This window comes from Brevundimonas sp. D3-1P, from assembly GCF_055809335.1.
The window spans coordinates 1,587,857-1,612,518 of sequence record NZ_CM147908.1 but is presented as its reverse complement, the minus strand read 5'-3'; the positions used below and the strand labels follow the sequence as shown (position 1 = coordinate 1,612,518).

The window sequence follows — 24,662 nt, the reverse complement described above, 5'->3', positions numbered from 1 at the left end:
CTAGGGACGGGCCGAAGGGCTCGATTGGGCAGGGCGTGTTTCTCTCCACCTACGAGAAGCAGCTGGACGGCAAGCGCCGTCTCCTGATCCCCAACGATTTCCGCACGACCGAGAACGGCGCCGCAGGCGGCGTCTTCATCTTCCCCTCCATCGAGGCGGACTGCCTGGAAGCGGGCGGGGACCGGCTGTTCGCCGTCTATGCCGAGATGATCGAGGCCCTGCCGTTCGGCTCCGAGGAACGGTCCGCGCTGGAGTGGCAGGTGATGGGCGAGCAGGTGCGTCTGTCCTACGACGCGGGCGGTCGGATCACCTTGCCGGAAGCCCTGTGCGCCGAAGCCGGATTGGGCGACACCGTCGTCATCGTCGGCCTGAACGACCGGTTCCAGATCTGGTCGCGCGAGAAATGGGCGGCCCGGCGCGCCGAGCAGCGTGCGCTGGCCAAGGCCGGCATGGCCCAGATCGGCGCCCTGAAACTGGCGGCTCAGATGAAGCTGGCGGGGGGCGGGTCGTGACCGACGCTTCTCCCCACGCCCCCGTCCTGCTGGCCGAGGTGATCGAGGCCCTGGCGCCCGCGCCCGGCGATGTCGTGATCGACGCCACCTTCGGCGCCGGCGGCTATAGCCGCGCCATCCTGAAGACCGGCGCCGAGGTCGTCGCTCTGGATCGCGACCCGACGGTCCAGCCGCACGCCGATGCGCTCGCCAACGACTACCCCGGCAAGTTCCAGCTGGTGCGGACCCCTTTCTCGGGCCTGGCGGACGCCTTCGCCGAAACGGGCAAGGCGAGGCTGGACGGCGCCGTGTTCGACATCGGCGTCTCTTCGATGCAGCTGGACCAGGCCGAGCGCGGCTTCTCCTTCATGCGCGACGGGCCGCTGGACATGCGGATGTCGGATGAGGGGGCGACCGCCGCCGACATCGTCAACGGCTGGGACCACGGCCCCCTGGCCCACATCTTCAAACTGTATGGCGAAGAGCGTCAGTCGGGCCGCGTGGCGACCGCAATCCTGCGTCGCCGCGTCGAACAGCCCTTCGCCCGCACCCTGGATCTGGCCGAGGTGGTCGAAAAGGCCCTGGGCGGTCGTCGCGGCGCGCCGATCCACCCGGCGACGCGGGTGTTTCAGGCCCTGCGCATCGCGGTCAACGACGAACTGGGCGAGCTGGAGCGCGGGCTGGTGGCGGCAGAGGCGACCCTGGCGCCCGGCGGCCGTCTGGCCGTCGTGACCTTCCACTCGTTGGAAGACCGCATCGTCAAGGCCTTCCTGACCGAACGCACCGGCAATGCGCCCGCCGGCTCGCGCCACGCCCCGATGGCGGTCGATCCGCGCCGGCCCAGCTTCACCCTGCAGTTCAAGGGCGCGCGCGAGGCGGGCGACGAAGAGCGTTCGACCAACCCCCGCGCCCGCTCGGCCAAGCTGCGTGCGGCGGTCCGCACCGACGCCCCGGCCTGGGGTCGGATCGACGGGAGAGCGGCGGCATGACCACGGCGCCGTTCTTCACCTATTCCCGCACCGCCCTTCAGCGCCTGTTCGACTGGAAGGTGCGCGGCGTGCGCTGGGTCGAGATCATCGGCGTGGCCCTGGTCGCGATCATGATCGTGTCCGTCTATGCGGCCAAGGCGGCCGCCGCGCGCGAAAGCAGCCGCATCGCCCAGCTGGAACAGGACATCCGCGAGAACGGCCAGCGGGTCCGCCTGCTGCGCGCCGAAGTCGCCCGGCTGGAGCAGCCCGCGCGTCTGGAAGCCCTGTCGCGCCAGATCGGCATGGCGCCGGTCGACATCCATCGCCAGGCGGGGGAGGATCAACTGACCGCCCTGAAACCGGCCGCCGACGCCAAACCGGCCGCCGCGCCCGCTGCGCCGCCCGCCGCTTCCGCCATTTCCGACGACGCCGCGCCCGCGCCCGCTCATGAGACGCCGCAATGAGCGTCCAGGATCATCGCTATCATCGCCCCGCGCCGGGCGCCGACTTCCAGGAACGGCTGCAGGGGCGGCTGTCGCCGTTCTGGCGCTGGCTGTCGGAACTGGTCTGGCGGCTGGAGCACGGGTTCGAACGCGCCCGCGCCGACGCCCGGCCGGAAGAGGACACGCGCGTCCGCATCTTCCTGATCCTGATCGTCTTTTCCTGCGTCTTCGCCGGGCTGGCGCTGGGCGCCTCCTACAAGGCCCTGCTGGCTCCGGCGGGCGGGCGCGGCGCCGGCCTCAACCCCGACGCCCTGGTGCGCGGCGACCTGACGGACCGCAACGGCGAACTGCTGGCCACCAACATCGTCCACTACGGCCTCTACATAGACCCGGCCGAGGTGTGGGATCGCGACCTGGCCTATCGCCAGATTCGCCGCGCCCTGCCGCGTATCTCCGGCGACCGTCTGAAGCGGGTGCTGGCCGGCGACCGCCGCCTGATCGCCCTGACCGGCCTGACGCCGCAGGAGAAGGCCGCCGTCCATGACCTGGCGCTGGGCGGGGTGACGTTCGAACCGGAGGATCGCCGCGCCTATCCGCTGGGAACCTCAGCCGTGCACCTGATCGGCGACGCCGACACGGGCGGGCAGGGGGTGTCGGGCGCCGAACTGGCCTTCAACGACGAAATCCGCGCGGCGGGCCAGCGGGGCGAGGCCTTTCCCCTGTCCATCGACCTGCGCGTCCAGGGCGTGCTGGAGAACGAACTGGCCGCCGCCGCGATCAAGAACCAGGCCAAGGGCGCCGTAGGCATCGTCACCGACGTCCAGACCGGCGAGGTGCTGGGCATGGCGTCATGGCCGACCTTCAACTCGGCCAATCGCAACGCCGCGCCCGATGGCGCGACCCTGAACCGCGCCGTCTCGGGCCACTACGAAATGGGGTCGGTGTTCAAGACCTTCACCGTCGCCGCCGGCCTGGACACCGGCCGGGCCGACATGAACACCCTGTTCGACGCCTCCCAGGCCTTCCAGATCGGCGACCGCAAGATCAAGGACTTCCACGCCCAGAACCGGGTCATGACCCTGGAGGAGGTCTATCTGCACTCCTCCAACATCGGCACGTCGCAACTTGCGGTGCAGATGGGGCCGGACGTGATGCGCAGCTATTTCCAGCGGCTGGGCCTGCTGGACGCCGCGCGGATCGAGCTGAAGGAATCGGCCAAGCCCGTCGCGCCGCGCCGCTGGGACAACTCGACCCTGGCTTCGCTGTCGTTCGGCTACGGCATCATGATCACCCCGGCCCAGATGATCCAGGCCATGGGCGCCCTGACCAACGGCGGGCGGATGATCCCCTTGAGCCTGCGCAAGGGCGGCGCGCGCGGCGTCCAGCCCCAGCAGGTCGTCACCGAGGAGACCTCCCGCACCATACTGGACCTGCTGCGCCGCAACGTGGTCAAGGGCTCGGGCGGTTTCGCCGATGCGCCGGGCCTGCGCGTGGGCGGCAAGACCGGATCGGCCAACAAGCTGGTCGGCGGCCGCTACGACCCCAGCCACGCCCTGGGTTCCTTCGCGGCGGTCTTCCCCGTCGACGGCCCGCTGAACGGCAAGCGTTACGCCATACTGATCGTCATGGACGAGCCGGGGACCTATCCCAAGACCGGCGCCTATGTCGCCGCGCCCGCCGTCAGGAACGTCGCCGACCGCATCGCCGGCTTCCTGGGCGTCGAGCGCCGGGAGGACCGTTGGCGCACGGCCCTGGGCGAAAAGGTCCCGGAATATCAGGATGTCGCGGGGGACGGGCTGTGAGCGCGCTGCGCCTGTCCGACCTGCTGCGCCGCGACGTGGCCACCGATCCGGTCATCACCGGCGTCACCGCCGACAGCCGCAAGGTCGCGCCCGGCGCCCTGTTCGTGGCGCTGCCCGGCACGGCCGCCGACGGCCGCGCCTTCATCCCCCAGGCCCTGGCCCAGGGCGCGGCCGCCGTGCTGGCCCCGTCCGACACGCCCGATGAGGCGGCGCCGGTCCTGGTCACGTCGGGGGACGTGCGCCGGGCCTACGCCATCGCCGCGCGGGGCTTCTACGGCGCCCAGCCCAAGACCTGCGTCGCCGTCACCGGCACCAACGGCAAGACCTCGGTCGCCGCCTTCTGCCGCCAGATCTGGGCCGGGGTGGGCCACAAGTCGGCCAGCATGGGCACCCTGGGCGTCGTCGGCCAGAAGGGCGGCAAGACCTACGCCCTGACCGGCCCCGGCCTGACCAGCCCCGACGCCGCCGAGGCCGCGCGCCTGATGGCGGAACTGGCCAGGAAGGACGTGACCCATGTCGCGCTTGAGGCCTCGTCGCACGGCATCGACCAGCGCCGGCTGGACGGGGTGGCGCTGAAGGCCGCCGCCTTCACCAACCTGACCCAGGATCACCTCGATTATCACGGCACGATGCAGGACTATCGCGCCGCCAAGATGCGCCTGTTCGAGACGCTGCTTCCGCGGGGGCGCACCGCTGTGCTGAACGCCGATTCGGACGCCTATTCGGCCTTCGCCGCCGCCTCGATCATGGCCGGGCTGGGCGTCATGGGCGTGGGCGAGCGGGGCCGCGACCTGGCGCTGATCGGCCGTCGCGCGACGCCGGAAGGCCAGCGCCTGACCCTGGACGTGCGCGGCCAAGTCCGAGACATCCTGCTGCCTCTGGCCGGCGCCTTCCAGGCCTCGAACGCCCTGGTGGCGGCGGGCCTGTGCATCGCGGCGGGCGATGCGGCCGACGCCGTGATCGGCGCGCTGGAAGGCCTGACCGGCGCCCAGGGGCGGTTGCAACGCATCGGTGCGGAGAGCGGGCGTGGCGAGGTCTATGTCGACTACGCCCACACGCCCGACGGGCTGGAGACGGTGCTGAACGCCCTGCGCCCCCATGCGACCGGGCGGCTGATCGTGGTCTTCGGCGCCGGCGGCGACCGGGATCGCGGCAAGCGGCCGCTGATGGGCGCCGTCGCCGGACGGCTGGCCGACGTGGCCATCGTCACCGACGACAATCCCCGCTCGGAAGACCCCGCCGCCATCCGCGCCGAGGTTCGCGCCGGCTGCCCGGAGGCGATGGAGATCGGCGACCGCCGCGCGGCCATCGAGACGGCGGTGGAAATGATGCGCGACGGAGATGTGGTGGTCATCGCCGGAAAAGGGCATGAACAGGGTCAGATCGTCGCGGGCGTGACCCACCCCTTCGACGACGCCGCCGTCGCGTCCGAGGCCCTGTCGCTGAATGCCTGAATCCTCCGCCCGCCCGCTCTGGACGGCCGCCGAAGTCGCCGCCGCCGCGGGCGGTATGCTGCACGGCGGAGACCGCCCGATCGCCGGCGTCACCTACGACAGCCGCGAGATCGCGCCCGGCGACCTGTTCCTGGCGCTGAAGGGCGCGCGCGACGGGCATGCGTTCGCGGCCGCCGCCTTCGCCGCCGGGGCCGCCGCCGCCCTGGTCGAACACCCGGTCGGGGACGGTCCCTGCGTCGTCGTGCCCGACACGCTGCACGGGCTGGAGGCCCTGGGCGTCGCCGCCCGCGAGCGCGCACCCCATGTGAAGCGCGGCGCCGTCACCGGCAGCGTCGGCAAGACCAGCGTGACCCAGGCCATCAAGGCCGGGCTCGACCTCGCCGGTCCCGCGCACGGCTCGATCAAGAGCTACAACAACCACATCGGCGTGCCCCTGACCCTGGCGCGCATGCCGGTCGAGACCCAGCGCGCCGTGTTCGAGATCGGCATGAATGCGCCGGGCGAGATTGCGCCCCTGTCGCGCCTCGTCGCCCCCCACGCGGCCTGCGTCACCACGGTCGGCCCCGTGCATATCGAGGCCTTCGCCGACGGCGAGGCCGGCGTGGCGCGCGAGAAGGCGGCCATTTTCCAGGGACTGGCTCCCGGCGGAACCGCCGTGGCCAATGGCGATGTCGCCTTCGCCGGCGTGCTGGCCGAGGCCGCCCGGGCGGCGAACGCGCGCCTCGTCGTCTTTGGAACCCTGGCCGGTCATGACGCGCGGTTGGTCGACTTCCGTCCCGATGCCGAAGGGGCGACCGTCACCGCCGAACTGTTCGGCAAGCCGCTGCAATACCGTCTGGCTCAATCGGGCGCCCACTGGGGGCTGAACAGCCTGTGCGTCCTGGCCATGCTGGATGCGCTGGATGTGCCGCTTGAAATGGGTCTTCAGGCCCTGGCCGAATTCCAGCCCCTGGCCGGGCGGGGCCAGACGCGCCAGGTCGCCCTGGCCGACGGCGCCTTCACCCTGATCGACGAAAGCTACAACGCCAATCCGCTGTCGATGGCGACGGGGTTCAAGAGCCTGGGCGCCCGTCCCGCGACCGGCCGTCGCGTCGTGGTCCTGACCGACATGCTGGAACTGGGCGACCAGAGCCGCAGCCTGCACGAGGGTCTGACCGGCCCCATCGACGCCGCCAGCCTCGATCTGGTTCACGCCGCCGGGCCGCAGATGCGCTGGCTCTACGACGCCCTGCCGGCGTCGCGTCGCGGCCTGTGGCGCCAGACCGCCGCCGAACTGGCCGCAGAGGCCGATCTGCTGGTCGCGCCCGGCGATGTCGTCATGGTCAAGGGCTCCAACGGCTCCAAGGCCTCGCTGGTCGCCCAGGCTCTGGCGGATTTGCAAGGCCGCGACACGGCGCCCGCGACGCGATAGGGGACACCCATGTTCTATCTTCTGTACCTCTATTACGCCGACATCGCGCACCAGTATCCGCTGCTGAACCTGGTCCAGTATCAGACGGTGCGGATGGCCCTGGCCCTGGCCACCGCCATGATCGTCGCCGTCGCCATGGGCAGCCGCTTCATCAACTGGATCCGCGCCAAACAGGGCCGGGGCCAGCCGATCCGCGACGACGGCCCGGTGTCCCACCTGTCCAAGGTCGGCACCCCGACCATGGGCGGTCTGATGATCCTGGCCGGCATCGGCGTGGCGGTGCTGCTGTGGGGCGACCTGACCAATCCCTATATCTGGATCGTCTCCGGCGTGACGGCGGCCTTCGGCGTGCTGGGCTTCATCGACGACTACGCCAAGGTGACGAAACAGACCTCGGCCGGGCTGACGTCCAAGCAGAAGCTGCTGGCCCAGACGGTCGTCGCCGTGATCGCGGGCGTCCTGACCGTGCTGTGGATGACGGTGTCGCCGACCTCGCCGGGGCTGGAGACCTCGATCGCCTTTCCCTTCTTCAAGGCCGTGCTGCTGAACATCGGCTGGTTCTATGTGGCCTTCGCCGCCTTCACCATCGTCGGCTTCTCCAATGCGGTGAACCTGACCGACGGGCTGGACGGCCTGGCCACGGTGCCGGTGATGATGGCGGCGGGCGCCTTCGGGGTGATCTCCTATCTCGCCGGCAACTTCGTCTTCGCCCAGTATCTGCAAATCCACCACGTCCCCGGCGCGGGCGAACTGGCCATCTTCTGCGCCGCCATGATCGGCGGGGGCGCAGGCTTCCTGTGGTACAACGCTCCCCCGGCCAAGATCTTCATGGGCGACACCGGTTCCTTGGCTCTGGGCGGGGCGCTGGGCGCCATCGCCGTCATGACCAAGCACGAACTGGTGCTGGGCATCGTCGGCGGCCTGTTCGTGATGGAGGCCGCCTCCGTGATGATCCAGGTCGGCTATTACAAGCTGACCAAGAAGCGCATCTTCCTGATGGCGCCGATCCACCACCATTTCGAAAAGATGGGCTGGCCGGAATCGACCGTGGTCATCCGCTTCTGGATCATCGCCGGGGCGCTGGCGCTGATCGGCCTGTCCACGTTGAAGCTGCGGTGAGCACCCTCTCTCATTCGTCATCCGCGCCCTTGTGGCGAGGATCCAGGCTCCCGGTGTCGGGCATCGGGGCAGGGCGTCTGACGACTGAGTTTCTGGATCCTCGGCACAAGGCCGAGGATGACGGAGCCATGGCATGATCCCCGTTCCCGGTTTCGAGGGCAGGCGGGTCGCGGTCTTCGGCCTGGGACGGTCGGGGATCACGGCCGCGCGCGCGCTCCAGGCCGGCGGCGCCATCCCGATCCTGTGGGACGACGGGGCCTCGGGTCGGATGCAGGCCGAGGCGGAAGGGTTTCAGGTCCAGGACCTGACCGCCGCCGACTGGTCCGGTTTCGCCGCCCTGGTGCTGTCGCCTGGCGCGCCCCTGACCCACCCCAAACCGCACTGGACCGTCGACCGCGCGAGAGGGGCCGGCGTGCCCGTGATCGGCGACATCGAACTGTTCGCCCGCGCCCTGGCCGCCCTGCCGGAAGGGCGGCGTCCGAAGGTGGTCGCCGTCACCGGCACCAACGGCAAGTCCACCACCACCGCCTTGATCGGCTGGGTGTTGAGGTCCGCCGGCTTGACGGTCCACGTCGGCGGCAATATCGGCATCGGCGTCCTGGCCCTGCCCGAGCCGACGCCGGAGGCCGTCTATGTGATCGAGGTCTCCAGCTACCAGCTGGACCTGACCACGACCTTCGCCCCCGACGTGGCGATCTTGACCAACGTCAGCCCCGACCATCTGGACCGTCACGGCGGCATGGAAGGTTATGTGGCGGCCAAGGCGCGCATCTTCGCGGCCCAGGGGGCCGATGCGGTGGCGCTGATCGGTGTGGACGAGGACTGGGGCAGGCGGATCGCAACCCGACTGTCCCAACGTGTGATCGCCATTTCTTCCTCCGCTCATCCCCGCGAAAGCGGGGACCCAGTGCTTTCGTCAGCACATGATGCGTGGGATCAGCGTCCTGACTGGGTCCCCGCTTTCGCGGGGATGAGCGGTGTGGAGGCTGCGCCCGGAGCGATCTGGTCGCAAGGCGCGGTCCTTGCCGACCTCACGCCCGCCCGCTCTCTGCCGGGCCGTCACAACGCCCAGAACGCCGCCTTCGCCTACGCCGCCGCCCGGGCGCTGGGCGTCTCCCACGCCGCCGCCGTCAAGGGGCTGCTGACCTTCCCCGGTCTGGCCCATAGGATGGAGACGGTTGGCCAGGTCGGCTCGGTCCGCTTCGTCAACGACTCCAAGGCCACCAACGCCGACGCGGCGCGACAGGCCCTGGCGTCCTACCCTTCCGTCTTCTGGATCGCGGGCGGCGTGCCCAAGGCCGGCGGCATAGACGCTCTGGCCGATCTGTTCCCGCGCGTGGCCAAGGCCTATCTGATCGGCCAGGCGGCCGAGGCTTTCGCCGAGACCTTGGGCGAGATGCCCCACGTCGTCTCCCGGACCCTGGACGCCGCCGTCGCCGCAGCGGCGGCCGACGCCGCCGCTGCTGGCGGGGAGCAGATCGTCCTGTTGTCGCCCGCCTGCGCCAGTTTCGATCAGTTTCCGGACTTCGAGGCGCGGGGCGAGGCGTTTCGCGCGGCCGTGCTGAACTTGCCCGCCGCCCCGGAGATCGTGGCATGAGCGCCCACTACACCCCCGCCTTCTCCCGCAACGACCAGAGCCTGATCGCGCGCTGGTTCTGGACCGTGGATCGCGGCTTGCTGGGCGCGGCCCTGGCGCTGATGGCGCTGGGGGTGTCGCTCAGCTTCGCCTCCAGCCCGGCGGCCATCCTGGCCGACGAATCGATCACCGATCCCTTCCATTATTCCTGGCGGATGATGGTCTTCGCCGGCGTCGGCCTGATGGTCATGCTGACGACCTCCCTGATGTCGCCGCGGGGGGTGCGGCGCATCGCCGTCCTGGCCCTGTTCGGCGCCATCGTCGTCATGGCGGCCCTGCCGTTCATCGGCGACACGGTCAAGGGCGCCGCGCGCTGGGTGAATCTGGGGCCGTTCAGCCTGCAACCCAGCGAGTTCGCCAAGCCCGGCCTGATCGTCTTCGCCGCCTGGATGTTCGCCGAGGCGCAGAAGGGCCAGGGCGTGCCCGGCGTCACCATCGCCTTCGGGTTCTACGCCCTGACGGTCTGTCTGCTGCTGATCCAGCCGGACATCGGCCAGACGCTGCTGATCACCACCACCTTCATGGCCGTCTTCTTCATGGCCGGGGTGCCGTTCAAATGGATGGCGGTCCTGGCCAGCCTGGGCATGGCGGGTCTGGTGTCGCTGTATTTCGTCTTCGGCCATATGCGCGACCGTCTCAGCCGCTTCTTCTCGCCCGAGACCACCGACACCCACCAGATCGACAGCGCGTCGGAGGCCATTCGCGCGGGCGGCCTGCTGGGCCGGGGCATCGGCGAAGGCGTGATGAAGCGCCGCGTGCCGGACCTGCATACCGACTTCATCTATTCCGTCGGCGCCGAGGAGTTCGGCCTGGTCCTCAGCCTGATCATGATCGGCCTGTACGCCTTCATCGTCATCAGGGGGATGCGTCGGGCCATGAAGCTGACCGACCCGTTCGAACAGACGGCGTCGGCGGGCCTGTTCATGCTGATCGGCCTTCAGGCCTGCATCAATGTGGCGGTGAACCTGAACCTGATCCCGACCAAGGGCATGACCCTGCCCTTCATCAGCTACGGCGGCTCCTCCATGCTGGCCATGGGCCTGACCATGGGCTTCGCCCTGGCCCTGACCCGCCGCCGCCCCGGCGCCTACGAACCCGGCGCCAGTCTGGCGATGGGCCGACGCCTGATCTGAACCGCGCTACCCAGCTTTGGGATTCGTCCCCGTAAAGATGATGCGACGGAATGGCTTGTGGCTGAAATGTGGTTGACGAATGGCGGTCGGACGTGCCGACTACGCGTCTGAATTGCGCCGTGGGGTTGCAAGCTTAAGCGTTCGGCGAATGCCGTAGGGGGACTTATAGTGGCTTTCAGTTTCAAACTCGGCCTTCTGGCCGCGACGGCCGGCGTGGCCATGCTTGCGGGAACGGCGGCGAGCGCCCAGACGTCGACCGCGCCCACGCCGCCTGCGGGCGGATTCTACATGGCTAACGGGACGCGCACGACCAACTACCAGACGGCGCTGGCGTCGTGGCGAACCGACGCGCAATTCTCGGTCGATTATTCCAAAGCCTTCCTGGGGCTGGAGCACGCCTACGCCATGGGGCTGACCGGGCGGGGACAGACGGTCGGGGTCAATGACGCCGGGGTCTACATGGCCCACCCGCTGTTCGGATCGCCGGGCAAGGTCACGGGCCTGCACACCCAGGTGGTCGCCGGTTACGGCAATGACGGCATGATTAATCCGCGTCGCCAGTGGGAAGGCCACGGCACCCACGTCTCCGGCACCATCGCGGGCGATCGGGTGGCGGGCCAGCCGATGTTCGGCAACGCCTTTAACGCCAAGCTGTACGCCGCCACCGCCAACTTCTCGGCCGGCGACTTCCTCTGGTACAAGGACGCCATCATCGACGGCAAGATCGTCGCCACCCAGAACCAGAACATCGTCGACCTGGCCAACACGGGCGAGGTGCGGATCATCAACAACAGCTGGGGCAGCTCGACCACCCTGCCGTTCAACGCCTCGCTGCCGACGGTGCTGGCGTCCTTCAACCGCAACTACGGCGATTACTACAAGCCGGTGCTGGACAACGACGTGCTGGTCGTCTTCTCGGCCGGCAACGGCTATGGCGTGCACGCCAGCATCGACGCGGCGGCGCCGCTGTCGGACCCGCGCCTGCGCTCCAACTGGCTGTCGGTCGCCAACTATTCCAGCTTCACCGCCGCCGACCCCTCGACTAGCTTCTGCGGCCAGACAGCGACCTGGTGCGTCGCCGGGCCGGGTTCGGCCGTCGTCTCGTCCGTGCCGGCCTATGAAATGGACTGGCGGGGCATCCTCGCGCTGTATCCCCGGGCCAACTATGCGGGTTTGTATTCGGCCACTACGGTTTCCGCCCTGCAGAACGCCTCGATCAACCAATTCCTGGGCGTCCTAAACAACTATCTGGCCGCCCGTCAGGCCGGCGGGGCGAACTTCAACGAGGAGGCGGCGCGGCGCGAGGTCGGCCGGCAGGCGGCGGCCATCACCCTGATCTCGGGCGCGCGGCTGGGCGACCCGGACGGCTTCACCTCGATCCTTGGCCAACTGCTGACCTCGACCAACAACATGGCGATCCTGACGCCGGCCTTCTCCCGGGCCGTGCTGGAGTACGCCGACGCCGAACTGCAGCGCGTGCTGGGTCAGTACATCGACTACACCGGCGCGGGTTATGCGGCCTACACCGGCACCTCGATGGCGGCGCCGAACATCTCGGGCTTCGGCGCCCTGCTGATGGAGAATTTCCCGGAATATTCGACGGCCCTGATCTCGGATATCCTGGTGTCCAGCTCCAGGGACCTGGATACGCCGGGCGTCGACTTGCGCTCGGGCTGGGGCGCGCCGCAGATGGACGTGGCCCTGCGCGGCCCGACGGCGCTTCGCGACACCCGCGACGTCACCGTCGCCGTGGGCACGGTCGATATCTGGAGCAACAACATCGGCGACGCGCGCGACCGCTATTCGGCCGAGGTCCGCGCCAACTTCGGCGCCGACATCGGCGGCCTGGTCAAGAAGGGCGGCGGGCAGCTGATCCTGACCGGCGCCAACGACTACAGCGGTCCGACGCGGGTCGAGGGCGGCCTCCTGACCGTCAACGGCAGCCTGCTGCGCTCCAGCGCCACGGTCGGCGGCGTCGGCATGATCGGCGGCACGGGCCGCTTGCTGAACCTGACGGCGGAAAGCGGCGGGGTCGTCTCGCCCGGCGACGGCACCAATCCGTTCGGAACCCTGACGGTGGCGGGCGATGTGAACTTCAAGCCCGGTTCCTTCCTGTGGATCCGGTCCAGCGTGAACGGCGGGGCCTATTCGCGCCTGAACGTAGGCGGGGCGACCCGCATCGACGGCGGCCAGGTCATTCTGAAGGCCGACAACGGCGAGTGGAATCTGCGCACGCGGATGAACATCATCAACTCGACGGGCGCCGTGACCGGGACCTTCACGGGGGCTCAGAGCGATCTGGCCTTCCTGGCGCCGGTGTTGACCTATTCGACGAACGGGGTGGTGCTGACGGTGCGGCGCAACGACGTGACCGTGGCTTCGCTGGGCGGCAATCCGAACCAGACCTCGGTCGGCGGCGCCCTGGACGCCATGATCAACAACACCGCCGGCGCCAATCGCGACCTGTCGCTGGAGAACGCCCTGCTGGACGCCAGCGTTCCGGCTGTTCAAGGGGCGCTCGGCGGGCTGACCGGCGAGGTGCACGCCTCGCTCGGCGGCCTGGCCGTGTCGGACACGCGCACGATCCGCGAGGCCATGTCGGATCGTGGTCGCGGCGAAGGCGGCCAGACCTATGTCGGCAACGGCGTCTCGGTCTGGGGCAGCGGCGTCTATGGCGACGGTCGGGGTTCGTCGCACGACGGCGTCGCCAGCTTCCGCAGCGAATCCTCGGGTTATATGGTCGGGGCCGACAAGGCGCTGTCGGACGATCTGCACATCGGCGTGGCCTTGGGTGAAACCCGCTCCGAACTGCGTTCGCCGCGTCTGCGCTCGACGGGACGGGTCAACAGCGAACAGATCGGCGTTTATGGCGGCGCCGGCGTCGGCGACTTCCAGATCCGCCTGGGTGGATCGTGGGCCAACGCCGATGTCCGCACCGATCGCACGGCCCAGCTGAACGCCTTCTCCAACGCCCTGGTCGGCGATTATGACGGCGACGTCTGGCAGGCCTATGGCGAGGTGGCGTGGAGCCGCGCGGTCGGCGCCACGGTGTTCGAACCCTATGGCGCCTACAGCCATGTCGAATACGACGCCGATGTCGCCGAGACGGGCGGAGACGCCGCCCTGTCCGGCAAGGTGAAACAGAAGGCCGATCTGCTGACGGCCGGCTTCCGCACCCGCACCTTGCTTGCGGGCGGCCAGGGCCGGCCGCGCCTGTCGGCCGTGACCCACCTGGCCTACACCCACGATCTGAACGGCGACGGTCCGGTGTTCGACGCCGCCTTCGCCGATGGCCCGCGCTTCCTGATCCAAGGGGCCAACCCCGGCGACGACGTGGTCTCAGGCGGCTTGTCCTTCAACATCCAGGCGAGCGAACGGACGGCGTTCGAGATGGGCTATACCGGCCTGTACAAGGACGAGTACTACGACAATCGCATCTTTGGACGATTCAGCGTCAAGTTCTGATCCGAACCCAGGCGATGGTTCTCGCGCCTCCGGTCATGGGCCGGGGGCGCGATCGCGTTCAGGGCTCCAGAGCTTGGCTATTGAGTTTGGGCGGAAAGCGCGTCGTCGCCCTGGGTGAAGGGGCGGTCGCGGTCAGCCTTGCGATGCTCGATCCAGACGCCCCGCACGCGCGTCAGATGCTCGATCGCCTGGACCGCGCCGCGCATGAAGGTCTCTGGCGTTTCTGCGTCGAGGGGCGGGGCGACGGCGCCCTGGTCGCCGTGAAACACGGTGGCGGCGTAGATGTCCAACTGGTGTCCCTGACGCCGCCCGTCGCGATAGGGGAACAGACACAGGGTGTAGCGTTGCTCGATGCGGCCGGGGCGGCGAGGGGCGACATCGGCGCGCCAGCTGGCGCCGTCGCAGACCGCGGCGCGCACGGGGCGCAACCAGCCGGCCGGGGCGCGCGTCGTCGGGCCTTCCAGACCGAACCCGCCGGGGGCCGCCGGATCGACCAGGGTGAAGCGTCCCGGCGCGCGGGGAATCCGGGCGACGGCCTGGTTGCGGACCGCGACCGTCACGTCCTGACGGGCCAGGTGGCTTTGCAGCGTCTGGGCGATGTCGCGGCCTGAGCGCGAAGTCTGGAAATCGACGATGGCATAGGCCTGGTCCAGACTTTGGGCGACCAAAGGCGCCTGCGCCGCCGCGCCCTGAGCCGCGGTCAGGGCGACCAGTCCGGCAAGTGCGGTCAGACCTTTGCGCATCGTCATGCCTTATCAAGGGCCAGGGGTCTGGCGCGTGTCAACGCCGCGCGGTCAGGCGGCGTAGTATTTGCGGTAGGCCTCGTGAGGATAGGCGCCATAGCTGTGACCGTGAAGGGACCGGTCGCGGGCGTCGACCTGGGTCAGGCAGACGCCCAGGAGACGCGCGCCGGAAGCGTGCAGGACGCGGGCGGCGGCGGAGACGGCGCGGGCGGGCGTGCGGCGCCATCGGGCCAGCAGCAAGACGGCGTCGGCCCTGGCCGACAGGACACGGGCGTCGGCCATCACCAGCACGGGCGCCGTGTCGATCAGGACCAGGTCGAAGGCCTGGCGCAGTTCGGCCAACAGGGCGTCCATCGGCGGGGCGGCGAAGGCGTCGTCGGCCGACAGGCCCGAGGCGGCCAGCGGCAGGACCTGCATGCCCGAGGCCGGGTCCGTCGCCAAGACGGTTCGCCAGGCCGCCGCGCCGTGGAGCACCTCGGCCAAACCGGCGTCGGGATCGAGGCCCAGCATCCGGGTGGCGCCGCGTCGGCGCGGATCGCCGTCGATCAGCAGGACCCGTGCGCCGGAGCGGGCCGCCACGCGCGCAAGGCACAGGGCGGTCGTGGTCTTGCCTTCGCCCGGCAGGGCCGAAACGACCGCCACGATCCGGGCGCTCGGGGCCGCCAGGGGAATGACCGGCGCAGCCGGCGGGGACAGGCCGGCGCGAAGGCCGCGCGTGGCCTCGGCGAAGACCGAGGTCGGGCGCTGGACGACCAGGTCGATGGGATGAAGGTCGCGCTCGTCCGGGGCGGCGACCGTGTCGGCCAGGGGCAGGGCGCCCAGCGGATCGAGACCCAGCCTGCGTTCGACGTCCTCTGGCGTGGACAGGCCCTGCTGAAGCGCATTGGCGGCCAGGACCGCGCCGACGCCGGCGCCCAGGCCAAGCACGACCGCCAGAGCCAGGCTGATCGCAGGCTTGGGCGCGCTGGGCGCCGTGGGCGGGGTCGCGCGCGATACGATGCGGGCGTCGGCCTGTTCGACCCCGGTCTGGGCGTCCGTCTCGCGGTATCGGTCCAGGAAGGCGCGGTAGATGGCGCGCGCGGCCTCGGCCTCGCCCTCGAGTTCGCGCAGGCGGACGGAGGCGGCGTTGTTGTCGGCCAGGGAACCGCGCGCCACGTCCAGGCTGGACTGGACCGAAGCCGTGCGTTGGCGGGCCACCTGGGCCTGGGCGTCCAGATTGGAGACGACGCGGCGAATCTCGGCCTGGATCTGGGCGTCGATGTCGGACAGTTCGCTGCGGGCGCGCGCCAGGTCGGGATGCAGCGGACCATAGCGGACCGACAGATCTGCGACGCGGGTGCTGATGGCCGCGCGCTGGCCGCGCAGGTTCTGAACCACCGGCGAGTTCAGGGCCTCGCCCACATCGTCGCCGTTCGATCCGGCCGCCATCTGGGCGCGGGCGGTCCTTAGCCGGGCGTCCTGTTCGGCCTGATGGGCGCGGGCGGCGGCCAGTTGCTGATTATAGACGGAAATCTCCTGTTCGGTCAGGGTCGCGCCCTGGGCGCTGAGCAGGCCGTTGTCGATGCGATAGGCCGAGACGGCGGCGTCCGCGGCCTCGACCTGACGTCGCAAGTCCTCCAGCCGGGCGCCGAGGAAGGCGTTGGCCTGGCTGTTGGCGTCGAACTTGGCGGTCAGTTGGGCGCGCAGATAGCGGTCTGCGAAGGCGTTGGCGATGCGGGCCGCTTTCACGGGATCGTCGGCGGTGAAGCCGACCGCCATCGAATAGGTCAGGCCGACGCGACGCACGGTCAGGCGCCGGCCGACGGCTTCGATCACCCGCTGGCGCTCTACGGCCGGGTCGGACGCGGGCGGCGCGCGGCCGGTCAGGCGGGCGAGGAGGTCGGGACGCAGCGAGCGGTTGAAGGCCGGATCGCGGACCAGGCCCAGGTCGTCCACGACGGCGGCCGCCAGCTGCGGGGATTTCAGCACCTCCACCTCGGTGTCGACGATGGCGGCCTCGGCGTCCAGGGCGGACAAGACGGCGGGTCCGGCGACCACCTGCGCCTTGCGGGTGTTGATCTGGAGGTGGGTGGCGGCGGTGTAGACAGGCGGGCGGGCCAAGAGCGCGACCAGCACAATCAGCCCGACCAATCCGGCCGCGCCGACGAACAGGCCCGCGCGCCGACGCAAACCCTCGATCCAGGCGGCGATGTCGATGTCGCCGGCGGCCGCGCGGACGGCGGCTCCAGGCGAAGGGTCGGTCAGGGTCATCGCGCCGTCGAACGGTGATCGTCAGTCTAAGTGGTGCGGCGTCCCGCCTGGGTTGTCAATCGGCCGTGGGCGGATCAGAAGCGGGCGACGGCGCCCACGGTCATCCGTACCGTCCGATAGCGGGGACCGCGCGCGGCGCCGTCGGAGGCCTGGTCCATCAAGCTCAGTTCGGCTGTCAGGCCATGACGTCGATTCAGGCGATAGTCGGCGGCCAGGCTGGCGCCGCGCCGCCGATCGGTGCGGTCGCGGCCGACATAGGCGTCTTCGACATGGTCGATCCGGGCCGTCAGGATCAGGTTGCGCAACAGTTCATGATCGACAACCAGCGACAGGTCGCTGCGCCGGGCGCCGGCGGCGCCGACCACGCCCGTATCGGCGACCGCGCGCGCCGCAGCGGCGGAGACAGTGGTCAGGGCGGTGGGAAACCAGGTCAGGCGCGCCCGGCCGCTGAATCCTTCCAGGTCGCCGAACGCCGGGTCGTCGAACATCTGGCGCCGATGGCCGGCGGCGATCTCTCCCCGGATCAGGCCGCCCCGTTCGAAATCCACGCCCGTCAGGGTCTCTCGCCCGGTCGATGAGCGGTCGGGCCGCCCGTCGATGCGCCGATAGTCGCGGTCGTCGCCGGCGATCTGCAAGAAGACGGACGCGGCGGGCGACACGGCGTAGTCGGCGCGGCCGCTCAGGCTCAACGTCGTGCGGTCGCGGTCGTCCTGCTCGACCGGGCCGCCCGCCGCATCGACGTCGTCGCGGTAGTCGATACGCCGCATGCCGGCGTGGGCGGCCAGGCGCAGGCGGCCGTGCGTCGTCTGGGCCGTCAGCCGAGCCGCCGCACTGTCGAAGGCGACGGGGCGGACCGTCAGGGGATCGGCGCCGGCGGCGGCGCGGGCCTCATGCCCCTGTTCCAGATCGACGCCCACAGCCAGATGGGTGTCGCGGGTCACGTCCAGTCGGCCCGCGCCGCCCAGCCGCCAATCGGTGGTGTTTTCGCTGGCGAGGTCCAGGCTGCGGTTCATGTCGAGCCGGGCGTAAGCCTCGATCCGATGCCGGTTCCAGTCCGAACGGGCCGTGATCTCCGGGGTCAGGCGCAGGGAGACGGCGGCGCGGGCGTCGACCTCGGCGGCGAAGACATTGTCGTCATGAGTCGCCGTCGCCTGAACGCTCGGCCAGAGGGTGAAGGCGCCGGCGCGCAGGCCCAGGGCGTCATACGCGGGCTGCGCCCGGTCGCGAACGGCCTGGCCGCGCTGGCGAAAGAAGGGATCGGCGGCCTGAAAAGCGGCCTGCGCGGCGGCTTCGACCGGGGCGACGACCAAACCCAGCGCGGCGATGGCGAGAAGGGCCGCGCGTCCCATAGCCCGCAGGTCAGCCGTTCTGATACTGGCGCCACCAGGCGACGAACTTCTCCAGCCCGTCCTTCAGCGGAACCTGGGGCCGATAGCCGCAAAGGGCGTTCAGCTTGGAGACGTCGGCATAGGTGGCGGTGACGTCGCCGGGCTGCATCGGGCGCATGATCTTCTTGGCTTCGACGCCCAGGGCGGTCTCCAGGGTCGAGATCATCTCCATCAGGCCGACGGGCCGGCTGTCGCCGATGTTGTAGATTTCGTGCGCGCCCTGGGCCGGCGGGCGGTCCAGCACCCCCACGATTCCGTCCACGATGTCGTCGATATAGGTGAAGTCGCGCGCCATCCGGCCTTCGCCATAGACCTCGATGGGCTCGCCGCGCACGATCTTCTGGGTGAAGCCGAAATAGGCCATGTCGGGACGGCCCCACGGGCCATAGACGGTGAAGAAGCGCAGGCCCGACTGGGGAAAGCCGTAGAGTTTGGCGTAGCTCTGGCTCATCAACTCGCACGACCGCTTGGTGGCGGCGTAGAGGGAGACGGGGTGGACCGTCGGATCGTCTTCGCGAAAGCCCGAACCCTCCAGCGGCCGGTCGCCATAGACCGAGCTGGACGAGGCGTAGACCAGATGCTCGACCTCGCCGTGGCGCGCCGCCTCGAGCATCGACAGATGGCCCGCCAGGTTCGACCGCTCATAGGCGAAGGGGTTTTCCAGCGAATACCGGACCCCCGCCTGGGCGGCCAGATGGACGATCCGTCGAACGCCCTCGTCCGCGACCAGAACGCGCATCCGCTCGTGGTCGGCGATGTCGGCGCGCACCATGCGGAAGCCTTCGCGCCCTTCCAGGCGGGCGGCGCGGGCCGCCTTCAGGCGCGGGTCGTAATAGGCGTTGAAGACATCGACGCCGATCACCCGTTCGCCGCGGCTCAGCAGGCGTTCGGCGACGTGCATGCCGATGAAGCCGGCCGCGCCGGTGACGAGGATCGGCGACCCCATCAGCCGCGCCCGACGCCCATGTAGCGGAAACCCCGGGTCTTCATGTCTTCGGGCCGATAGATGTTCCTCAGATCGACCAGCACGGGCTGTTTCATCAGGCGCTTGATTCGGTCCAGGTCCAGGGCGCGGAACTGATCCCATTCGGTGACGAGGACGACGGCGTCGGCGCCGGCGACGGCGTCATAGGCGTTCTCCTTCATCTCCACGTCGGGCAGCAGCTTGGCCGCCTCCTGCATCCCCTCGGGGTCGAAGGCCTGGACCTTGGCGCCGGCGGCGATCAGGGCGGGGGCGATGTCCAGGGACGGGGCGTCGCGCATATCGTCCGTATTCGGCTTGAACGTCAGGCCCAACAAGGCGACGGTCTTGCCCGCCACGCTGTCGCCAAGGGTCGTCTCGACCCGTCCGGCCATCGCCTTCTTGCGCGCGTCGTTGACCTCGACCGTCACTTCGATCAGCCGCGTCGGGGCGCCGTACTGCTGGGCCGTACGCACCAGGGCGATGGTGTCCTTGGGAAAGCAGGAGCCGCCATAGCCGGGGCCGGCGTGCAGGAATTTCGAGCCGATTCGCTTGTCCAGGCCGATGCCGCGCGCGACCTGCTGCACGTCGGCGCCGACGGCCTCGCACAGGTCCGCCATCTCGTTGATGAAGGTGATCTTCATGGCCAGGAAGGCGTTGGCGGCGTATTTGATCAGTTCGGACGTGCGCCGGCCCACGAACAGCAGCGGGCTCTCGTTCAAGTTCAGCGGGCGATAGAGTTCGCTCATGACCTTCTGGGCGCGCGACCCGACCTCGCCATCCATGTCGTTGACGCCGATCACCACCCGATCGGGGCGTTTGAAGTCGCCGATCGCGGCGCCCTCGCGCAGGAACTCGGGGTTGGAGACGACGGCGAAGTCGGCGTTCGGATTGGCCTTCCTGATGATGGCCTCGACCTCGTCGCCGGTTCCGACCGGGACGGTGGACTTGGTCACGACCACGGTGAAGCCGTCGATCAGACCGGCGATCTCCTCGGCCGCCGCATGGACATAGGTCAGGTCGGCATGGCCGTCGCCGCGCCGGGTGGGGGTGCCGACCGCGATGAAGACGGCGTCGGCGCTGCGGATGGCCTCGGCGCCGTCCAGGGTGAAGAACAGCCGTCCCTCGCGCACGTTTGCGGCGACCAGATCGTCCAGCCCCGGCTCGTAGATCGGAATCTCGCCCCGCTCCAGCCGTTCGATCTTGGACGGGTCCTTGTCGATACAGGTGACGACATGGCCGAAGTCGGCGAAACAGGCCCCGGACACCAGGCCCACATAACCCGTCCCAATCATCGCTACGCGCATCGGCATCCCTCATCAGCGGCGAGCCGACCTTTAGCGGGTGAGCGCCGCGGGGGACAATGGGCGTTTGGCCCAAGCTCTCGGACCGTCTTTCGCCGTCATTCCGGTTTTCGTCCCGCCGACGAACCCGGAATGACGACCTGAGACAAGCTCAGAGCACGCCGATCATGGAGGCGACCAGCGGGTGGCGCACGATGTCGCGTTCGGCCAGGCGCACCACGGCGATGTCGGGCACCGCCTCCAGCCGGGCCGAAATGTCCGACAGGCCCGAGATGCCGGGCAGCAGGTCCGACTGCTGAGGATCGCCCGTCACCACCATGGTCGAATGCCAGCCCAGGCGGGTCAGCAGCATCTTCAGCTGGACGTAGGTGCAGTTCTGGGCCTCGTCCACGACGATGAAGGCGTTGTTCAGCGTGCGGCCGCGCATATAGCCGACGGGGGCGATCTCGATCAGACCCTCGGCCATCAGCGCCTTGACCCGCTTCATCGACAGGCGATCCGACAGGGCGTCGTAGAGGGGGCGCAGATAGGGCGCCAACTTGTCCTCCATGTCGCCGGGCAGGAAGCCGATGGACTCGCCCGCCTCGACCGCCGGGCGGCTCAGCACGATGCGCCCGACCTTGCCGGCCTCCAGCGCCTCGACCGCCTTGGCCACGGCCAGATAGGTCTTGCCCGTGCCTGCGGGCCCAAGCGCCATGACCAGGTTGTGGTGGTCGATGGCCTCCATCAACTCGCCCTGGCCATCGGACTTGGGTTTCAATGTCTTCAGATATCCCTGCTCCCGGTCGTCGTTGGACGGATAGGGCGACCAGCCTGACCGCGCGTTCTGCGGGGCGTGGAGCCGGCGGACTTTCGATTCCTCCACGAAGTCTCGCGAATCCAGGATTCCGTTTTCCCGCGTTTGACGCTTGGTTGCAGCACGCTTGGTCATGGACGCCTCCAGGGCATGAAAAAAGGCGGACCCGAACGGGCGCCGCCTTGGATGGTCTTGGGGAGGAAAAGGTCGCGGCCTTGAGACCAGCCGCCCGGATCCAATGCAGGGCCGTCTGCAACGGGATGTTCCCGCCGCCGAACCGCCGAACCCGGATCCCAACGCGCCACGCAAAAGCCTCGACGACTGACCGGACCGCGCTTGATCCGGTTTCGGATTCGAGGCCGAAATGGCGACCTCCGAATCGCATCAACAGAATGATGCTATCGTGGTTAGCGATCCGTTAAAGCCCTCGTTTTTCAAAGATTAGGTGGTGTTCTGATGACTGTTTACGCATTGGGCGACAGCAAACCTCAGCTTCCGCCCGAGGGCGAATACTGGGTGGCGCCGAGCGCATCGGTGATAGGGAACGTGATTCTGCACGCCAACGCCAGCGTCTGGTTCGGCGCGACCCTGCGCGGGGACAACGATCCGATCGTCGTGGGGCCGGACAGCAACGTCCAAGACGGCGGCGTGCTGCACACCGATCTCGGTTCGCCGCTGACGCTGGGGCGCGGCGTGACGGTGGGGCATCAGGCCATGCTGCATGGCTGCGAGGTGGGGGACTACAGCCTGATCGGCATCGGGGCGGTGGTCTTGAACGGCGTCAGGATCGGCCGGAACTGCATCATCGGCGCCAACGCCCTGATCACCGAGGGCAAGGTCATTCCCGACAACAGCCTGGTCATGGGCCAGCCCGGCAAGGTGGTGCGCGATCGCGACCCGGCTCACATCGCCGTGCTGCAGATGTCGGCCGAGCATTATGTGCAGAACTGGAAGCGGTTCGCGGCGGGGCTGCGGCCTTTATGAGGCGCTGAGCACGGCCCGCGCCGCCGCCGCATCGGCCTCGATCTGGGTCTTCAGAGCTTCCAGGCCGTCGAACGCCTCTTCGCCGCGCAGCCAGGCGACCAGTTCGGTCTCGATGGTCTGACCATATAGATCGCCGGCGAAATCGAGCAACCAGACCTCCAGCAGCGGCGTCTCCAGCGCGTACATGGGCCGCACGCCCAGGCTGGCGACGCCGTCGATCACGCGCCCGTCCGCCAGACGGCTACGGGTCGCATAGACGCCGTAGGCGGGCCGCATATAGTCGCCCAAGGCCACATTGGCGGTCGGCACGCCGATGGTGCGGCCGCGCTTGTCGCCGTGGATCACCTCGCCCCGTATGGCGAAGGGACGGCCCAGGATGGCGGCGGCGCGGGCCATGTCGCCGGCCTTCAGCGCCTCGCGCACGGCGCTAGACGACAGTTTCAGCCCGTCGGCGTCGTCCAGGCGCTGAACCACCGACACGGTGAAACCAAGCCGCTCGCCATAGGCGCGCAGGGCCTCGGGCGACCCCGACCGGCCCTTGCCGAAGGTGAAGTCGAAGCCGACGGCGGCGTGGCGCACGCCCAGCCCCTGCGCCAGCACCCGCTCGGCGAACGCGACGTCGGTCATGCCGGCCATCTCGGCGTCGAACGGCAGCAGATACAGGATGTCCACGCCCAGCGGCGCCAGGGCCTGGGCCATCTGGTCGGCGGTCATCAGGCGAAAGGGGGCCGCGTCCTTCTGGAACCAGCGGCGGGGATGGGGATCGAAGCTGACGACGCCCGCCGGCGCGCCCAGTCGATCGGCCGCCGCCTTCGCATCGGCGATGACGGCCTGGTGGCCCCGATGCACGCCGTCGAAGGCCCCGAGCGCGACGGCGGCGCCCTTGAGGGCGTCCGGCAGGTCGCGCCAGTCGCGAACGACCTGCATATCAGCGCTGGGACGGTTTGCGCCGGCGCGGGACGCGGACCACGGCGACGCCGTCCATGATCATGGTCTCGCCCACGAAGCCTTCGCAGCTCAGCTTGACCCGCGCGCTGTCGGCCTCGACCTCGATTACCGTGATCAGGATGCGCACGACATCGTCGATCCGCACCGGCTGGTGGAACGCCAGGGTCTGGGAGATGTAGATCGAGCCCGCGCCCGGCAGGATCGTGCCCACCACCGCCGATCCGAAAGAGGCGCTCAGCAGGCCGTGGGCGATCCGGCCGCGATAGGCGGTCTTGGAGGCGAAGGCCTCGTCCAGGTGAACCGGATTGAAATCGTCCGACGCCTCGGCGAACAGGCGAATGCGGTCCTCCGTCGCCACGACGATTTTCTCGGCCGCCATGCCGACGTGAAGTTCGTCCAGGATGTAACCACCGGACGGATGCTGCTGAACCAATTCTACCATGATCGTGGCTTTAGACGCCGTGCGACAAAATGGCGAGCCTTACCAGGCCAGTTCCAGCGCGGCGTAGCGGGCATAGGTCGTCTCGGCCTTCAGCAACTCGGCGGCGCGGGCCGGATCCAGCGTCCCGTCCGCTCCCTTGGCCTGGTCGCCGTGGATTCCCTGCGCGATGAACAGGCAGTCCAGCCCTTGCGCATTGGCGCCCATGACGTCGGTCACGACGCCGTCGCCGATGCACAGAACGCGGGAACGATCGACGGGCCGGCCCAACAGGCCTTCCGCCTCCTTGATCGCCAGGTCGTAGATGGGGGCGAAGGGCTTGCCGGCCATGACCACCCGTCCGCCCTGCGACGCATACAGATCGGCCAGGGCGCCGCCGCAATAGATCAGTTGGTCGCCGCGCTGGACCACCCGGTCGGGGTTGGCGCAGATCAGCTCGATGCCGCGTGCGGCGCCCACGGCGAACCGCTCGCGATAGTCCTCCGGCGTCTCGATCGTGTCGTCCACCGGGCCGGTCACGGAAATGAAGGCGGCGTCCTCGGCGCTGGCCGCCCGTTCCAGCCCCAGGCCGGCGTACAGGGGCGCGTCGCGTTCGGGGCCGACGATCCACGCCGGACCGGGCGCCCGCTTGGTGAGTTCCGCCCGCGTCGCATCGCCCGAGGTGACGAAGGCCTTCCACGCCTCGCGCGGCACGCCCAGCCCGTCCAGCTGTGCGATCACGTCCGAGGCCGGACGCGGCGAATTGGAGATCAACACCACATGCCCGCGCTCGCGATTGAACCGCGCCAGCGCCTCGCACGGCGCCGCCCAGCTCTCGCGCCCATTATGGATCACCCCCCACACGTCGGAGAGCAGGATGTCATAGTCGCCGGCGACGGCGCCGAGATGGGGCAGGGGGCGGGGAAGGGTCATCGGGCGGTGGTAGCC

The 24,662-nt window shown here is 69.4% G+C and carries 20 protein-coding genes; 11 read left to right on the top strand and 9 right to left on the bottom strand.

What is annotated here, in order from left to right; genetic code table 11:
• Nucleotides 1-35 precede the first annotated feature (35 nt).
• The 10 genes from AC0L6G_RS08260 (at nt 36) to AC0L6G_RS08215 (ending at nt 13,922) form a co-directional block, all read left to right on the top strand.
• Nucleotides 36-512 carry a division/cell wall cluster transcriptional repressor MraZ gene (locus tag AC0L6G_RS08260; protein WP_291535812.1) on the top strand — a complete coding sequence of 159 codons (477 nt, stop codon included), beginning with the start codon at nt 36-38 and terminating at the stop codon, nt 510-512.
• Complete coding sequence (gene rsmH, locus AC0L6G_RS08255; RefSeq protein WP_473253186.1) at nt 509-1,480, top strand: 16S rRNA (cytosine(1402)-N(4))-methyltransferase RsmH; 972 nt, start codon at nt 509-511, stop codon at nt 1,478-1,480. The genes AC0L6G_RS08260 and rsmH overlap by 4 nt, the downstream gene beginning before the upstream one ends.
• Nucleotides 1,477-1,923: a cell division protein FtsL gene (gene ftsL / locus AC0L6G_RS08250; protein WP_293825397.1), complete on the top strand. Its 447-nt coding sequence runs from the start codon at nt 1,477-1,479 to the stop codon at nt 1,921-1,923. Before rsmH ends, ftsL begins: the two co-directional genes overlap by 4 nt.
• Nucleotides 1,920-3,704: a peptidoglycan D,D-transpeptidase FtsI family protein gene (locus tag AC0L6G_RS08245; protein ID WP_293825398.1), complete on the top strand. Its 1,785-nt coding sequence runs from the start codon at nt 1,920-1,922 to the stop codon at nt 3,702-3,704. Before ftsL ends, AC0L6G_RS08245 begins: the two co-directional genes overlap by 4 nt.
• Nucleotides 3,701-5,158, top strand: a complete 1,458-nt coding sequence (locus AC0L6G_RS08240) for a UDP-N-acetylmuramoyl-L-alanyl-D-glutamate--2,6-diaminopimelate ligase (protein ID WP_473253185.1) — start codon at nt 3,701-3,703, stop codon at nt 5,156-5,158. Before AC0L6G_RS08245 ends, AC0L6G_RS08240 begins: the two co-directional genes overlap by 4 nt.
• On the top strand, nt 5,151-6,569 hold the full coding sequence (locus AC0L6G_RS08235; RefSeq protein ID WP_473253184.1) for a UDP-N-acetylmuramoyl-tripeptide--D-alanyl-D-alanine ligase: 1,419 nt from the start codon (nt 5,151-5,153) through the stop codon (nt 6,567-6,569). Before AC0L6G_RS08240 ends, AC0L6G_RS08235 begins: the two co-directional genes overlap by 8 nt.
• 9 nt (nt 6,570-6,578) lie before the next feature.
• Nucleotides 6,579-7,688, top strand: coding sequence for a phospho-N-acetylmuramoyl-pentapeptide-transferase (mraY, locus tag AC0L6G_RS08230; RefSeq protein WP_291535806.1), 1,110 nt, complete (start codon nt 6,579-6,581; stop codon nt 7,686-7,688).
• Nucleotides 7,689-7,821: 133 nt separating this feature from the next.
• Nucleotides 7,822-9,285 (top strand): UDP-N-acetylmuramoyl-L-alanine--D-glutamate ligase, encoded by a 1,464-nt coding sequence (gene murD, locus AC0L6G_RS08225; RefSeq protein ID WP_473253183.1) that lies wholly within the window; start codon nt 7,822-7,824, stop codon nt 9,283-9,285.
• Complete coding sequence (locus AC0L6G_RS08220; RefSeq protein WP_473253181.1) at nt 9,282-10,457, top strand: peptidoglycan glycosyltransferase FtsW; 1,176 nt, start codon at nt 9,282-9,284, stop codon at nt 10,455-10,457. Before murD ends, AC0L6G_RS08220 begins: the two co-directional genes overlap by 4 nt.
• Nucleotides 10,458-10,625: 168 nt before the next feature.
• A complete protein-coding gene (locus AC0L6G_RS08215) occupies nt 10,626-13,922 on the top strand; it encodes a S8 family serine peptidase (RefSeq protein WP_473253180.1) in 3,297 nt (1,098 codons plus the stop codon).
• Nucleotides 13,923-13,999: 77 nt separating this feature from the next.
• Here the strand turns inward: AC0L6G_RS08215 and AC0L6G_RS08210 are convergent, their stop codons facing one another.
• From AC0L6G_RS08210 to AC0L6G_RS08185, 6 genes are all read right to left on the bottom strand, one after another.
• On the bottom strand, nt 14,000-14,671 hold the full coding sequence (locus tag AC0L6G_RS08210) for a hypothetical protein (protein ID WP_293825411.1): 672 nt from the start codon (nt 14,669-14,671) through the stop codon (nt 14,000-14,002).
• A gap of 45 nt (nt 14,672-14,716) precedes the next feature.
• Nucleotides 14,717-16,915: a GumC family protein gene (locus AC0L6G_RS08205; protein WP_473253178.1), complete on the bottom strand. Its 2,199-nt coding sequence runs from the start codon at nt 16,913-16,915 to the stop codon at nt 14,717-14,719.
• Nucleotides 16,916-16,989: 74 nt separating this feature from the next.
• Nucleotides 16,990-18,264 (bottom strand): outer membrane beta-barrel protein, encoded by a 1,275-nt coding sequence (locus AC0L6G_RS08200; protein ID WP_473253177.1) that lies wholly within the window; start codon nt 18,262-18,264, stop codon nt 16,990-16,992.
• A 10-nt stretch (nt 18,265-18,274) separates the two neighbouring features.
• Nucleotides 18,275-19,249: an NAD-dependent epimerase/dehydratase family protein gene (locus AC0L6G_RS08195; RefSeq protein ID WP_473253176.1), complete on the bottom strand. Its 975-nt coding sequence runs from the start codon at nt 19,247-19,249 to the stop codon at nt 18,275-18,277.
• Nucleotides 19,249-20,571, bottom strand: a complete 1,323-nt coding sequence (locus tag AC0L6G_RS08190) for a UDP-glucose dehydrogenase family protein (protein ID WP_473253175.1) — start codon at nt 20,569-20,571, stop codon at nt 19,249-19,251. The genes AC0L6G_RS08195 and AC0L6G_RS08190 overlap by 1 nt, the downstream gene beginning before the upstream one ends.
• Before the next feature lie 148 nt (nt 20,572-20,719).
• The gene (locus tag AC0L6G_RS08185) at nt 20,720-21,511 is read right to left on the bottom strand and encodes a PhoH family protein (protein ID WP_473253224.1); all 792 of its coding nucleotides are present in this window, start codon (nt 21,509-21,511) and stop codon (nt 20,720-20,722) included.
• Nucleotides 21,512-21,820: 309 nt separating this feature from the next.
• On the opposite strand from AC0L6G_RS08185, the gene AC0L6G_RS08180 reads away from it, so the two are divergent.
• Nucleotides 21,821-22,348, top strand: coding sequence for a gamma carbonic anhydrase family protein (locus AC0L6G_RS08180; RefSeq protein ID WP_291535793.1), 528 nt, complete (start codon nt 21,821-21,823; stop codon nt 22,346-22,348).
• On the opposite strand, the gene AC0L6G_RS08175 is transcribed toward AC0L6G_RS08180, so the two are convergent.
• From AC0L6G_RS08175 to AC0L6G_RS08165, 3 genes are read right to left on the bottom strand one after another with little or no spacing between them, the layout of a single operon-like run.
• Nucleotides 22,343-23,275: a bifunctional riboflavin kinase/FAD synthetase gene (locus AC0L6G_RS08175; protein WP_473253174.1), complete on the bottom strand. Its 933-nt coding sequence runs from the start codon at nt 23,273-23,275 to the stop codon at nt 22,343-22,345. The two genes, AC0L6G_RS08180 and AC0L6G_RS08175, sit on opposite strands and share 6 nt — an antisense overlap.
• A gap of 1 nt (nt 23,276) precedes the next feature.
• Entirely contained in the window at nt 23,277-23,738 is a 462-nt protein-coding gene (locus AC0L6G_RS08170) for a MaoC family dehydratase (RefSeq protein ID WP_293825421.1), read from the bottom strand.
• Between the two features lie 39 nt (nt 23,739-23,777).
• Nucleotides 23,778-24,647 (bottom strand): TIGR01459 family HAD-type hydrolase, encoded by an 870-nt coding sequence (locus AC0L6G_RS08165; RefSeq protein ID WP_473253173.1) that lies wholly within the window; start codon nt 24,645-24,647, stop codon nt 23,778-23,780.
• Nucleotides 24,648-24,662 lie beyond the last annotated feature (15 nt).

Excerpts from the sequence above, each read along its gene's own strand:
- ftsL (WP_293825397.1), top strand. The coding sequence starts at position 1,477 with ATGACCACGGCGCCGTTCTTCACCTATTCCCGCACCGCCCTTCAGCGC.
- AC0L6G_RS08245 (WP_293825398.1), top strand. The coding sequence starts at position 1,920 with ATGAGCGTCCAGGATCATCGCTATCATCGCCCCGCGCCGGGCGCCGAC.
- AC0L6G_RS08235 (WP_473253184.1), top strand. The coding sequence starts at position 5,151 with ATGCCTGAATCCTCCGCCCGCCCGCTCTGGACGGCCGCCGAAGTCGCC.
- mraY (WP_291535806.1), top strand. The coding sequence starts at position 6,579 with ATGTTCTATCTTCTGTACCTCTATTACGCCGACATCGCGCACCAGTAT.
- murD (WP_473253183.1), top strand. The coding sequence starts at position 7,822 with ATGATCCCCGTTCCCGGTTTCGAGGGCAGGCGGGTCGCGGTCTTCGGC.
- AC0L6G_RS08220 (WP_473253181.1), top strand. The coding sequence starts at position 9,282 with ATGAGCGCCCACTACACCCCCGCCTTCTCCCGCAACGACCAGAGCCTG.
- AC0L6G_RS08210 (WP_293825411.1), bottom strand. The coding sequence starts at position 14,671 with ATGACGATGCGCAAAGGTCTGACCGCACTTGCCGGACTGGTCGCCCTG.
- AC0L6G_RS08205 (WP_473253178.1), bottom strand. The coding sequence starts at position 16,915 with ATGACCCTGACCGACCCTTCGCCTGGAGCCGCCGTCCGCGCGGCCGCC.
- AC0L6G_RS08200 (WP_473253177.1), bottom strand. The coding sequence starts at position 18,264 with ATGGGACGCGCGGCCCTTCTCGCCATCGCCGCGCTGGGTTTGGTCGTC.
- AC0L6G_RS08195 (WP_473253176.1), bottom strand. The coding sequence starts at position 19,249 with ATGGGGTCGCCGATCCTCGTCACCGGCGCGGCCGGCTTCATCGGCATG.
- AC0L6G_RS08190 (WP_473253175.1), bottom strand. The coding sequence starts at position 20,571 with ATGCGCGTAGCGATGATTGGGACGGGTTATGTGGGCCTGGTGTCCGGG.
- AC0L6G_RS08180 (WP_291535793.1), top strand. The coding sequence starts at position 21,821 with ATGACTGTTTACGCATTGGGCGACAGCAAACCTCAGCTTCCGCCCGAG.
- AC0L6G_RS08175 (WP_473253174.1), bottom strand. The coding sequence starts at position 23,275 with ATGCAGGTCGTTCGCGACTGGCGCGACCTGCCGGACGCCCTCAAGGGC.
- AC0L6G_RS08170 (WP_293825421.1), bottom strand. The coding sequence starts at position 23,738 with ATGGTAGAATTGGTTCAGCAGCATCCGTCCGGTGGTTACATCCTGGAC.
- AC0L6G_RS08165 (WP_473253173.1), bottom strand. The coding sequence starts at position 24,647 with ATGACCCTTCCCCGCCCCCTGCCCCATCTCGGCGCCGTCGCCGGCGAC.